This is a genomic window from Sediminibacillus sp. JSM 1682029 (genome assembly GCF_041366435.1).
In the GTDB taxonomy this organism is placed as follows: domain Bacteria; phylum Bacillota; class Bacilli; order Bacillales; family Amphibacillaceae; genus Sediminibacillus; species Sediminibacillus terrae.
Genome location: NZ_JBEWYY010000001.1, coordinates 31,110 through 44,138, shown reverse-complemented (window position 1 = coordinate 44,138; position 13,029 = coordinate 31,110). Strand labels below are relative to the sequence as shown.

The window sequence follows — 13,029 nt, the reverse complement described above, 5'->3', positions numbered from 1 at the left end:
ACATGAAACCGATACGGGTACTGGTGGTAGATGATTCAGCATTCATGAGAAAAATGATATCGGATATATTGAATTCCGACCCGCGATTGCAGGTGACCGGAACCGCACGTAACGGGCAGGATGCATTGGACAAGCTGGAGAATTTGGCTGTCGATGTAATTACCTTGGATATCGAAATGCCGGTTTTAGATGGAATCAGCACGTTGAAGCGGATCATGGAGAAACAGACTTTGCCTGTGGTGATGCTCTCCAGTCTTACAAGCCGGGGCGCTGACAGCACTTTGGAGGCCATGTCAATTGGCGCGGTGGACTTTATCGCCAAGCCTTCCGGTTCTATCTCCTTGGATATCAACAATGTCAGAGACGAAATCATCGACAAGGTCTACCACGCGGCTGGAGTAAGAGTAAACGACAGGAAGAGAAATGAGTTTGCAGGACGTCCTGTCACACCGCAGCCGATAAAGGTGCCAAAACAGCAGCCGCTAAAAAAGATAGTTGCAATCGGAACTTCTACAGGGGGGCCGAAAGCGTTGCATGAGGTGTTGACCCGCCTCCCGGGAAACTTTCCTGCTCCGATAGTGATTGTCCAGCATATGCCGCCTAACTTCACTAAGTCGTTGGCTAACAGGCTTGATTCCTTGTCCCAACTACATATCAAAGAAGCGGAAAACGGAGAAGTCCTGCAAAATGGCACCGCGTATATCGCACCCGGCGGGTATCAATTACGGGTGAGGCAAGTCGGAAGAACGTTGGCAGCCCATGTAACGGAGGAAGCGCCACACAAAGGACATCGGCCTTCTGTTGATATCCTGTTTGAGTCTTTGTCAAAACAAACGCTCTATAAAATGATTACAGTGGTGATGACAGGAATGGGGGCAGATGGCTCCTCTGGAATAGTCCAAATGAAAAAAGCTGCTGCCGATACGGTGGTGATCGCTGAATCCCAAACCAGCTCAGTCGTGTATGGAATGCCGCAGGCTGCTGTGAAAACAGGCTGTGTCGACAGAGTGGAAGATCTTGAGAATATTAGCAATGCTTTGGTAGACCAATTTTAGGCAAATGGGGGAATGAACCATGGAAACGAATGAATATTTAGAGGTATTTATTGATGAAAGCAAGGAGCATATCCAGTCTTTGAATGACCACTTACTGGAACTGGAAAAAAATCCTTCCGATTTGACGATGGTCAATGAGATTTTCCGATCCGCCCATACGTTGAAAGGAATGTCGGCAACTATGGGATACCAGGATTTAGCAGATCTGACCCACAAAATGGAGAATGTACTTGATGCCGTGCGCAATCACCAGTTGACAGTCACTACGGAAATCCTGGATATCGTTTTCGAAGCGGTGGACCAACTGGAGGAAATGGTCCTCGACATTGCTTCCGGAGGTGAGGGAAGCAAAGATGTCGCACGATTGGTTGAGCAATTGAATGCCATAGAACGAGGCGAGTCCATCCCGGAAGACAGCAGCAAGGCCGCTGTACCAGCTTCGGAACCCGTCCAAAATTCCTCTGCGTCCGATTTGGCTTCCACCCTTGATGAATTTGAGTTGACTGTCTTGAGGGAATCAAATGACCAAGGCTATAAAAACCTGGAGTTACATATAACATTACGAGAGGATTGCCTGCTTAAAGCTGCAAGAGTTTTCATGGTTTTCGAAATCCTCGAGCAATCAGGTGAAGTCATCAAATCGGATCCAACTGTCCAGGACCTAGAGGAAGAATTGTTTGAACAATCCTTTACCGTTTTGTTGGTGACTAAAGAAAAAGCGGAAGAAATAGAGAAGAAAGTGATGAAGGTATCCGAAATAGAATCGGTGAAAGTGCAAAAATTTTCCATCGATCAACGATCCGGTAAATCCGACAGCCCCGTGGATACACAAGAAGCAGCGGAGGGAAGCGGAGCGACAGCAGTAGCAGAGGCACCTGCCAAGCAGGAAAAAGATACTGCGAAAAAAGCGCCGGTGAGCAACAAGACAATCAGAGTAAATATCGATCGGTTGGACGCTCTTATGAATTTGTTCGAAGAGTTGGTCATCGACCGCGGACGACTGGAACAGATTGCGGACAGTTTAAAGCATGTAGAACTGCAAGAAACAGTCGAACGGATGACCAGGATATCCGGAGACTTGCAAAATATCATTTTGAACATGCGGATGGTTCCAATCGATCAAGTATTCAATCGATTTCCGCGTATGGTGCGGCAGCTTGCGAAAGACTTAGGGAAACAAATCAATCTGGAAATCGAGGGTGCTGAAACAGAACTGGATCGAACGGTGATAGATGAAATCGGTGATCCACTTGTCCATTTGATTCGGAATGCTCTTGATCATGGTGTTGAGTTACCGGACATAAGAGAGCAAAAAGGCAAACCGCGGGAAGGTTCTTTGAAGCTGAACGCGTATCATAGCGGCAACCATGTGTTTATCGAAATCAGTGACGACGGAGCCGGCATCAATCGTGAAAAAGTGATAAACAAAGCAGTGTCCAATGGTGTCATCACCAACGACCAGGCCGAAAATTTAACAGAAAAACAAGTATATCAGTTAATCATGGAAAGCGGATTTTCCACCGCAGACAAAATTTCAGATGTATCGGGCCGGGGAGTAGGATTGGATGTTGTCAAGAATACGATTGAATCTTTAGGCGGCAATATTACAATCGATTCAGGACTTGACAAAGGATCTGTTTTCTCTATCCAGCTTCCGCTCACATTATCGATAATTTCCGTCATGCTGGTAGAAATCAAAGAAGAAAAATATGCAGTACCTTTGTCTTCGATCATCGAAACTGCTGTAATTAAGAAATCGAATATCATGTCGGCCCATAATAAAAAAGTGATTGATTTCCGGGGCAATGTTGTTCCACTTATCGATTTGCAGGACGTCTTTGAAGTGCCTGGAGAAAAGCTCGATGATGAATACAGCTCCGTAGTAATCATCAGAAAAGGCGAAAAGATGGCCGGTCTTATTGTCGATACCTTCATCGGCCAACAAGAGGTCGTTTTGAAATCGCTCGGAAATTATTTGACCGATGTATTTGCCATCTCGGGAGCAACCATTCTGGGGGATGGTCAAGTTGCGTTGATTATCGATAGTAACTCGTTGATTGTTTAATTAAGTAAATGCCGTTTCATCAAAAATAAAGAATCAATATGAGGAGGACGTAGGAATGCCACAAGATAATAAACAGGATATTAAGGCGATAATTTTCCAGCTGAACGAAGAGGAATTTGCGATTTCCGTACAGCAAGTCAGCGGAATTGAAAGGATGCAGCATATCACCAGAGTTCCACAAACTGCATCTTTTGTAAAAGGTGTTATCAATTTGCGCGGGGTGGTCACCCCGATCATCGATTTACGGAAACGCTTCGGGCTTGACGCAGCAGAATTTACTGACAGTACCCGTATGATCATTGTATATATGGAGGATATGGAAGTTGGATTAATCGTTGATGCAGCGTACGATGTCATCGATATACCACAGGATGCGGTTGAACCGGCACCGGAGGTAGTGGGCGCCGTCGATGTGGATTATATCGAAGGAGTTGCTAAACTGGAAGACAGATTGTTGATTTTATTGAATCTGAATAATGTTTTAACCGATGATGAAGTCCAGGCGTTGAAAACTGTTGAAGGATAAACAGCCATGTCATTTATTGAAAAATTATCAACCTATCAACTTGATACTTTAAAAGAAATCGGAAATATAGGAGCCGGAAATGCTGCCACGGCTCTGTCAAAGCTGCTTAATCGCAAAATTGATATGCAGACGCCAGCTGTCCGGATTGCCAGTTTCGATGAAACAATGGAATTGGTAGGGGGGGCAGAGAAAGTCATTGTTTCTGTTTTCCTTCGGATCGAGGGAGAAGCGCCCGGCAGCATGTTCTATCTGTTTTCGCCTGAACAAGCAGAACAATTTGTACATCACATAACCGGCAATGATGAATTTTCGTTTGCCAATCCGCCATATCCGGATATGGGGTTATCGATTTTGCACGAAATAGGAAATATCTTGTCCGGCTCCTATTTGACTGCTCTTTCCGATTTTACCAAAATTAACATGCAACCTTCAGTGCCCTCATTGTCGATGGATATGGCTGGGGCGATTATTTCGGAAGGATTGATGGAGCTTTCCAGAGAAAGCGATCATGCCATCATTATCGATACAATGATACAGGAACCGGAAAGTGACAAAGAAGACATTGAAGGACATTTCTTTTTGCTTCCCGATCCGGAATCTTTCGAGCGAATATTCAAGGCCCTGGGAGTCAATGATCAATGAATGCCACCAATCAAATAATCAAAGTAGGTATAGCGGATTTGAAAATCGCCAATGCTCCGGATTCTCTCCGGACGACGGGATTGGGTTCTTGTGTAGGAGTAGTCGTTTACGACCTCTCAATCAAGCTTGCGGGCATGGCGCACGTCATGTTGCCTGATTCCACCATGTCCAGGAACGGTGAATTGAATGAAATGAAATTCGCTGATACGGCAATCGATTTGCTGATCAAGCAACTTTTGGACAAAGGGGCCCGCCGGTATGCTTTGAAGTCGAAAATAGCTGGCGGTGCGCAAATGTTTACGTTCAGTACTTCCAGTGACATGATGCGGGTCGGCAATCGGAATGTGGAGGCTGTTACTGAACGGTTGAAACATCATCGAGTTTCGATAACTGCACAGGATGTCGGTGGAAATAACGGGAGAACGATAGAATTTTCCCCGGAAAGCGGTATTTTGAAAATCAGGACTGTCAATATGGGAGAATCAGAGATATAAGACACATTACTGTATTTCTTTTCAGGAACAGAATGATAATGTGAGGAGGATAACCATGTCCAAACAAACATCTCCTCTAGAAGAGCAATTGTGGGACAATTGGATGAGAACAAAAAGTAGTGAAACGGCCGACGAACTAATAAAAAAATATATCTATTTAGTGAACTTCCATGTCAGCCGGATATCCACCCATCTACCTGGCAGTGTCAGTAAAGATGATTTGAAAAGCCTTGGTATGATGGGGTTGTTCGATGCTCTAAAAAAATTCGAACCTGAACGCGATTTGAAGTTCGATACCTATGCTTCGTTCAGGATCCGTGGAATGATACTGGATGGTTTGCGCAAAGAGGATTGGCTGCCGCGCTCCGTAAGGGATAAAGCAAAACAAGTCGAACAAGCTGCACAGATGCTGGAGCAATCCTTTCAACGGCCGCCAAGTTCAAAAGAGATCGCCGATTATTTGGGGTTGTCAGTGTTGGAAGTGGAAGAGGCTGTCAAGGACTCTTTGTTTGCCAATGTTCTATCTATGGAAGATAAACCAAAAGATGGCGCTGGCGATCATAAAGAAGGAATTGGCTATACATTGCCGGATAATCATTCATCCACACCGGAACAGCGCCTTATTAAGCAAGAAGATTACGCGGAATTGGAAGCCGGCATCAGAGAGTTGAACGAAAATGAACAGATGGTGGTCAGTTTGTTTTATAAGGAAGAATTGACCCTTACAGAGATCGGCCAGGTCCTCGGTCTTACGACTTCGAGAATTTCACAGATCCACCGCAAGGCGATTTTCAAATTGAAAAACTCTCTGAATAAACTTAGCCAGTGATCGCTGGCGTTTTTCACACAAAATAAATGATTGACCTTCGGCTGGACATGCAGCAGGAGATTTGCACCTGGAAGGAGAACTATTTACAGAGGGCTGGGCAATGTTGGTTGTCACCATTCCTGATATGGAAAGGATGCCTTTACTAAAAAGTGTCCTCGGAGAAAACATGATACAAATGCACATGTACTGTCTCGGGGGAATTCGAAGGGTGCGGGGAGATGAGCTGGAAATCGGTGGAAATGCAAGTGGCACTTCCGAGAGTCCAGGATGCAGCGAAGATGCAGGAACAATTACAGCAGCGGGGCCAGCAAACGCAAGAATTACTTGCTGCGGCACAAAAGAACCTGGAAGAAGTCAAGCGGAAGCAGGTCAATCATTCCGTGAACAAAGCGGATGTAAACAACAAAGCGAAAAAGGAAAAACAATTTAACTCAAGGAATGATCAAGAAAAGAAAAAAACCGACGAGGATAAAACAGGCAACGATCATCCATTCCTCGGGCGGAAAATCGATTTCAGTGGTTAGGGGATTTACATGCTGACTTTTTTACTGTTTATCAGTTTACTATTGCACATATTCACATTCATTGCGATTCGGTTACTGTTCCAAAAGTTGCAGCAAAATGGCTATGCAGGACAGGAGAAGACTGATACCCTTCAACAAACGGAGGAAATCTTAAGCGCTTTTTTGCACGAAATAAGAGAAGAGAACGACCGTCTGTTGAAAGGATTGGATCAAAATCCATCCACTTATAAGCAATCTGTTCCGAAAGATGAGGAGGTTGTTCCTGTATCTAATAAGACAGAACGGGTCCAACCATATAAACCAAGCCACAGAAAGCCTCATACCTCCACAACGGCAGATCATCCGGAATATGTTCCGCCAATTCCCGAGGTACAGCAGGATACGATAGAAGAATCAGTAACGGCGAAAGTATATTCATTATACGACCAAGGATATACAGTCGATGAAATCGCCAAAAAGCTTGACAAAGGAAAAACAGAAGTCGAACTAATGGTAAAATTTCATCGAAAAAACTGATATTATGCTTGATTGCAGAAAACCCATGTGGTATATTTACTTTTGGTGTTAATACACACGCTTGTAGATTTGAACAGGAGGTGCTGGCCAATCGGTTAGTTCCTGCTCAAAGAGGACGCAGGCGGAGGATCAAAAAACCATTTTAGGAGGAATTTTTCATGGCAGTTATTTCAATGAAACAACTACTTGAAGCTGGTGTTCATTTTGGACATCAGACGCGCCGTTGGAATCCGAAGATGAAGAAATATATCTTCACAGAGCGTAACGGCATCTACATCATCGACCTGCAAAAAACCGTTAAGAAGGTTGATGAAGCTTATCAATACGTTAAAGATATTGCTGCAGACGGCGGCTCTGTCCTTTTCGTAGGTACTAAAAAACAAGCACAGGAATCAGTTCGTGACGAAGCTACTCGTTCTGGCATGTACTATGTCAACCAACGCTGGTTGGGCGGCACGCTTACTAACTTCCAGACAATCCGCAAACGGATCAATCGTCTGAAGGACATCGAGCGCATGGAAGAAGACGGCACTTTCGATGTACTTCCTAAAAAAGAAGTAGTAGGATTGCTTAAAGAAAAAGAACGACTAGTCAAGTTCCTTGGCGGAATCAAAGAGATGAACAAACTTCCGGATGCATTGTTCATTATCGATCCTCGCAAAGAGCGTATTGCTGTGGCCGAGGCTCATAAATTGAACATTCCTATTATCGGAATTGTAGATACAAACTGTGATCCTGATGAAATTGACTATGTTATTCCGGCTAACGATGATGCTATCCGGGCTGTGAAACTTCTTACTTCTAAAATGGCGGATGCCATTCTGGAAGCAAAGCAGGGAGAAGAGGAAGTAGAAGCGGAAGCCGAAGCTGAAACCGAAGAAACTGCAACAGAGGAAGCAGCACAAGAGTAAGAAAAGGTTTGTGGGTGATAAGGGGGGGACCTTTTATCACCTTTTTTTAAGAGTTAAGTAAATATGGATTTCAGAGACGTCTAGCTTCAGCGCCTACCTCTCGATCTCTTAATTCAACCCTCTCTGTGGCAAAGAAAGCCACGCCGGGGCTTGTCTTAAACTTGTCGGAGGTGAGCAAGGCGGCTGCGCTTTTCTTAAGAGTCTGGATAAATACCAGGAAGTGGATGTTCCTGGTCTATCATAAGGAGGAATTTTTTATGGCTGTAACTGCAAAAATGGTAAAAGAACTTCGTGAAAAAACTGGTGCAGGAATGATGGACTGTAAGAAAGCTTTGCAAGAAACGGACGGCGATCTTGAAAAAGCGGTCGATTATCTTCGTGAAAAAGGTATTTCAAAGGCTGCCAAAAAAGCCGACCGAATTGCAGCAGAAGGTTCTGCCCACATTGAAGTGCAAGGCAACCAGGCTGTGATCCTTGAAGTGAACTGCGAAACCGACTTCGTCACCAAGAACGACCAGTTCAAGAATTTGCTCTCCGAGTTGGCGAAGCATCTGTTGGAGCAACAACCAGAATCCGTCGAAGCTGCTTTGGAACAAAAACTTCACGGTGAAGGGGAAACTGTTCAGGAATATATCAATTCCAACATTGCCAAAATCGGAGAAAAGCTATCTCTTCGTCGTTTTACCCTAGCTGAAAAAACAGATAACGATGCCTTCGGTGCTTACACGCATATGGGAGGAAGCATTGGTGTTTTAGTCGTTGCTGAAGGAACTACCGACGAAGCGGTTGCTAAAGATGTCGCGATGCATATTGCCGCAGTGAACCCTCGTTATGTTTCAAGAGACGAAGTTTCTGCTGAAGAAGTGGAAAAAGAACGCGAGGTATTGAAGACGCAAGCATTGAACGAAGGAAAGCCAGAGCATATTGTCGAAAAAATGGTAGAAGGCCGTCTCGGAAAGTTTTTCGAAGAAATCTGCCTGCTTGAGCAAAGCTTTGTAAAAGATCCAGATCAAAAAGTGAAAAAATACGTTGAAGATAAAGGTGCTTCTGTCAAAGGATTCATCCGTTATCAAGTTGGCGAAGGCATGGAGAAGCGTGAAGACAACTTTGCCGAAGAGGTAATGAGCCAAGTGAAAAAATAATGATGTAAGGGACGGGGGGACACTTAGTGTTCCCTCTTTCCGCATCGGATTGACAGAAACCAGTCTGCAACTTGCCCTGGGCGCTTGTTGCTTGTTTTCAGCGAACTTTCATTTTAAAATAAATACATATTACTGGAGGTAACCTATGACTACAGCTCGCTACCGTAGAATTGTTTTGAAACTAAGCGGAGAAGCTCTCAGCGGTGAACAGGGATACGGAATCGAACCAAAAATCATCCAATCAATAGCAGATCAAGTGAAGGAAGTTGCAGAACTTGGCGTAGAAGTAGCTGTTGTTGTCGGAGGAGGCAACATCTGGAGAGGCAAAGTCGGCAGCGAGATGGGAATGGACCGCGCTAATGCCGATTACATGGGTATGTTGGCGACGGTGATGAATTCCCTTGCATTACAGGACAGCCTGGAGAATTTCGGAATCCCGACGCGTGTTCAAACCTCAATTGAGATGAGGCAGGTGGCGGAACCGTATATTCGGAGAAAGGCTATTCGTCATCTTGAAAAAAAACGGGTAGTCATTTTTGCTGCTGGTACAGGCAATCCTTATTTCTCCACTGATACCACAGCTGCACTCAGAGCTGCCGAAGTGGAGGCAGATGTCATTTTGATGGCTAAAAACAACGTGGACGGAGTCTATACTGCCGATCCAAAGGTTGACCAAACGGCACGCAAATATGAAGAGCTCACTTATCTGGAAATTCTGAATGAGGGACTGGGAGTGATGGATTCGACAGCTTCCACTTTATGTATGGACAACGATATTCCGCTGCTGGTTTTTTCGATCATGGAAGAAGGGAATATCAAAAAAGCCGTGTTAGGTGAAAAAATCGGAACTATAATAAGGGGGAAATAACATGACTCAAGCTATTATCAAAGACACAAATGACAAAATGACACAAGCAGTACAAGCTTTTTCCAAAAACCTTGCAACTGTTCGGGCCGGGAGGGCGAATCCTTCTTTGTTGGACAGTGTCTATGTCGACTATTATGGAGCCAATACACCGCTCAACCAGCTTGCGACTGTTTCGGCTCCTGAAGCGCGCCTGCTGGTCATAACGCCTTTTGACAAATCTGCCACTGCAAATATCGAAAAAGGGATTCAAAAAGCAGATTTAGGTCTTTCACCTTCAAGTGATGGAAATGTGATCCGCATTAATATTCCTGCTTTGACAGAAGAACGCCGCAAAGATTTAGTCAAGGTCGTAGGAAAGTATAGTGAAGAAGCAAAGGTTCAAGTCCGTAATATCCGCCGTGACTCCAATGATCAACTGAAGAAGGCAGAAAAGAACGGGGATTTGACAGAAGACGATTTAAGGGACTTTCAAGATGATGTCCAGAAAGCTACTGACAAACATATCGCCGATATTGATTCCCTTGCCAAGGAAAAAGAAAAAGAAATTATGGAAGTTTGACCGCATAACATGTAAAATAATAAGTAGAAAAGACCCTCTTTACTTAAGGGGGTTTTTGCACGTTAAGGAAAATACAGCTAAACCCTTAGCGTGATGCCCTGCCCGGTCAGAGCAAAAAGGAATGTAAGGCCATGATGGAGGATTACAATGCCAATCAAACTTCCCTTTCTAAGCAAGAAAAAGAAATATAAACAAAATGAGCAACCCTCATTGAATAAAGACACGATGCCGAAACACGTAGCGATCATTATGGATGGCAATGGACGTTGGGCGAAAAAAAGAGGCATGCCCAGAGTTGCCGGTCATAAGGAAGGCATGAGTAATGTGAAGAAAATCGTGTCGGCTGCATCCGGCTATCATTTGGATGTATTGACCTTGTACGCTTTTTCCACAGAAAATTGGCGTCGCCCCAAAACAGAAGTCGATTACCTGATGAAACTGCCGATGGAATTTTTGAATACATATTTACCGGAACTCGTCGAGAAAAATGTCAAAGTACAAACAATCGGCAGGTTTGACGGTCTGCCAAAGCATACACGGGACGCAGTCCAAAAGGCAAAGGAGCAAACAAAGGACAATACTGGATTAATCTTGAATATAGCATTAAACTATGGTAGTAGAAATGAAATCATGGAGGCGATGAAATGCTTCCTGGAAGAAGTCCAGGCAGGGAAAAAGTCAGTGGAAGACATCAGTGAAGATACTTTTTCCGAATACTTGCACACAAACAATCTGCCGGATCCTGACCTGCTGATTCGCACCAGCGGCGAACAAAGGCTCAGTAATTTTCTATTGTGGCAGTCTGCGTATACAGAGTTATGGTTTACAGATGTCCTGTGGCCGGATTTTGACGAGCAGCTGTTTGACAAAGCTTTGAGTGACTATCAAAAGAGAAAACGCCGCTATGGTGGGATATAAGGTGATGAGAGATAAATGAAATTAAGAATAATTACCGCTTTGGTTGCAATCGTATTGTTTTTTCCCATTGTTTTTTATGGAGGATGGGGATTCAAGGCACTTGTGTATTTGATTGCAACCATCGGCCTTCTGGAACTGATTAAAATGAGAATGACCATAAACTATGTAGTGCCCTTTGCGATTACCATTTTGCTTTTATGGGGACTGCTAATCCCTGTAACCGGACAGGAACTCATGGATGTATTGTCCACTACCAAAGCTGAAATAACGCTGATAGGCGTCCTGCTTCTGTTGTCATATACCGTATTGGTCAAAAATAAATTCACATTCGAAGATGCAGGGTTCTTAGTGTTATCGGCCATTTATATCGGTACAGGCTTTTATTATTTCATGAATGCAAGAGATGCAGGTGCAGTTTTTATCTTTTATGGCATCATCGTTGTGTTGGCTACCGATACAGGGGCGTATTTTTTTGGACGAGCCTTTGGAAAGAAAAAACTTTGGCCGCAAATCAGCCCGAATAAAACAGTGGAAGGTGCAATCGGGGGAGTTTTGCTCGCTTGTGTCATCGCCGTTCTTTTCGACTGGTTGTTCCCGCTCCCGCATTCTTTACCGATCATCATTTTGGTGACCATCATAGCGTCGGCAGCAGGTCAGATCGGAGACTTGGTCGAATCAGCTTTTAAAAGGCATTACGATGTGAAGGATTCTGGAAAAATCCTTCCGGGACACGGTGGGATACTCGACCGGTTCGATAGCTGGCTGTTTATTTTCCCGGTGTTGCATTTCATTCATTTTATTTCCTGACCAGGAATAGATATAGGAGCGTGTCACATGAAAAATATAACACTTTTAGGGGCAACTGGCTCCATTGGAATCCAGACCCTTGATGTTATCAGGGACCACCCTGATGCCTTTTCCTTGTTTGCGATGGGATTTGGTGAAAACCTTGATAAGGCTATACCGATTATTAAAGAGTTCAATCCGCGAATCGTAGTGGTCGGGACCGACAACACCAAACGGCGATTGCAAGATATCTTCCCCGAGCTCGAGGTGGTAGCCGGGAAAGAGGGATTAGTAACGATAAGCACGGCAGATGAAACGGATATCGTCGTCAACGCCGTTATGGGAAGTGTTGGATTGCAGGCTACATTGCAAGCGATTGAGCATCGTAAACAAATAGCTTTGGCCAATAAAGAAACATTGGTCACGGCAGGACATCTTGTCATGGAGAAAGCCGAACAATATGGTGTGCGGCTTCTTCCGGTGGACAGTGAACATTCGGCGATTTTTCAATGTTTGAACGGAGAGAACGAAAAGCAGTTGAATCGGCTTATCTTAACTGCATCAGGCGGAAGTTTCCGCGACAAAACGCGGGAAGACTTAGTCGGGGTTACGAGGGAAGACGCACTAAAACATCCCAATTGGAATATGGGAGCAAAAATCACCATTGACTCGGCAACCATGATGAATAAAGGGCTGGAGGTCATTGAAGCCCACTGGTTGTTCGATGTACCCTACGATAAAATAGATGTTATCATGCATAAAGAAAGTGTCATCCATTCGATGGTTGAATTTGCTGATAATAGTGTGATTGCTCAATTAGGCACTCCGGACATGCGCGTCCCGATTCAATATGCACTGAATTATCCTGACAGGCTTGAATTATCAGGGACAAAAAGGTTAGACTTAATTGAAGTAGGAAAGCTGCATTTTTCAGAAATGGATCAGAATAGGTTCCCCTGCTTGAAAATGGCTTATGAAGCCGGTAAAGAAGGAGGAACGATGACCACCGTCCTAAATGCAGCAAATGAAGCTGCAGTACAGTTGTTTTTGCAAGATCAAATATCTTTTTTGCAAATAGAAGAGTTGATCAAAAGAGCACTGGATGCACATCAATCCATTAAACAGCCTGATTTGCAGACTATTTTGGAAGTGGATAGCCAGACAAGATCACAGGTGTTATCCTATTTAGATTAA

Annotated in this window: 15 protein-coding genes; all 15 read left to right on the top strand. The window is 44.2% G+C overall.

The window, feature by feature from the left end:
* Positions 1–2: 2 nt before the first annotated feature.
* The 15 genes from ABVF09_RS00205 to dxr all read left to right on the top strand — a co-directional run bounded on the left by ABVF09_RS00205 (position 3) and on the right by dxr (position 13,029).
* Entirely contained in the window at positions 3–1,055 is a 1,053-nt protein-coding gene (locus ABVF09_RS00205) for a protein-glutamate methylesterase/protein-glutamine glutaminase (protein WP_026771353.1), read from the top strand.
* Between the two features lie 19 nt (positions 1,056–1,074).
* Positions 1,075–3,120 (top strand): chemotaxis protein CheA, encoded by a 2,046-nt coding sequence (locus ABVF09_RS00200; protein WP_153462573.1) that lies wholly within the window; start codon positions 1,075–1,077, stop codon positions 3,118–3,120.
* Between the two features lie 55 nt (positions 3,121–3,175).
* Complete coding sequence (locus ABVF09_RS00195) at positions 3,176–3,646, top strand: chemotaxis protein CheW (RefSeq protein ID WP_026570344.1); 471 nt, start codon at positions 3,176–3,178, stop codon at positions 3,644–3,646.
* A gap of 6 nt (positions 3,647–3,652) precedes the next feature.
* A complete protein-coding gene (locus ABVF09_RS00190; protein WP_026570343.1) occupies positions 3,653–4,288 on the top strand; it encodes a chemotaxis protein CheC in 636 nt (211 codons plus the stop codon).
* Entirely contained in the window at positions 4,285–4,782 is a 498-nt protein-coding gene (locus ABVF09_RS00185; RefSeq protein WP_371068396.1) for a chemotaxis protein CheD, read from the top strand. Before ABVF09_RS00190 ends, ABVF09_RS00185 begins: the two co-directional genes overlap by 4 nt.
* Before the next feature lie 55 nt (positions 4,783–4,837).
* On the top strand, positions 4,838–5,611 hold the full coding sequence (locus ABVF09_RS00180; protein ID WP_026570341.1) for a FliA/WhiG family RNA polymerase sigma factor: 774 nt from the start codon (positions 4,838–4,840) through the stop codon (positions 5,609–5,611).
* Between the two features lie 218 nt (positions 5,612–5,829).
* Positions 5,830–6,135, top strand: a complete 306-nt coding sequence (locus ABVF09_RS00175; protein ID WP_026570340.1) for a hypothetical protein — start codon at positions 5,830–5,832, stop codon at positions 6,133–6,135.
* 9 nt (positions 6,136–6,144) lie between these two features.
* Positions 6,145–6,651: a DUF6115 domain-containing protein gene (locus ABVF09_RS00170; protein ID WP_026570339.1), complete on the top strand. Its 507-nt coding sequence runs from the start codon at positions 6,145–6,147 to the stop codon at positions 6,649–6,651.
* A 158-nt stretch (positions 6,652–6,809) separates the two neighbouring features.
* A complete protein-coding gene (gene rpsB / locus ABVF09_RS00165) occupies positions 6,810–7,562 on the top strand; it encodes a 30S ribosomal protein S2 (protein WP_026570338.1) in 753 nt (250 codons plus the stop codon).
* Between the two features lie 257 nt (positions 7,563–7,819).
* Positions 7,820–8,704, top strand: coding sequence for a translation elongation factor Ts (gene tsf / locus ABVF09_RS00160; RefSeq protein ID WP_026570337.1), 885 nt, complete (start codon positions 7,820–7,822; stop codon positions 8,702–8,704).
* Between the two features lie 145 nt (positions 8,705–8,849).
* Positions 8,850–9,572, top strand: a complete 723-nt coding sequence (gene pyrH, locus ABVF09_RS00155; RefSeq protein WP_026570336.1) for a UMP kinase — start codon at positions 8,850–8,852, stop codon at positions 9,570–9,572.
* A 1-nt stretch (position 9,573) separates the two neighbouring features.
* Positions 9,574–10,131, top strand: coding sequence for a ribosome recycling factor (gene frr, locus ABVF09_RS00150; RefSeq protein ID WP_026570335.1), 558 nt, complete (start codon positions 9,574–9,576; stop codon positions 10,129–10,131).
* A gap of 147 nt (positions 10,132–10,278) precedes the next feature.
* The gene (locus ABVF09_RS00145; protein ID WP_026570334.1) at positions 10,279–11,049 is read left to right on the top strand and encodes an undecaprenyl pyrophosphate synthase; all 771 of its coding nucleotides are present in this window, start codon (positions 10,279–10,281) and stop codon (positions 11,047–11,049) included.
* 15 nt (positions 11,050–11,064) lie between these two features.
* Positions 11,065–11,856, top strand: coding sequence for a phosphatidate cytidylyltransferase (locus ABVF09_RS00140; protein ID WP_026570333.1), 792 nt, complete (start codon positions 11,065–11,067; stop codon positions 11,854–11,856).
* Between the two features lie 27 nt (positions 11,857–11,883).
* On the top strand, positions 11,884–13,029 hold the full coding sequence (gene dxr / locus ABVF09_RS00135; RefSeq protein WP_371068395.1) for a 1-deoxy-D-xylulose-5-phosphate reductoisomerase: 1,146 nt from the start codon (positions 11,884–11,886) through the stop codon (positions 13,027–13,029).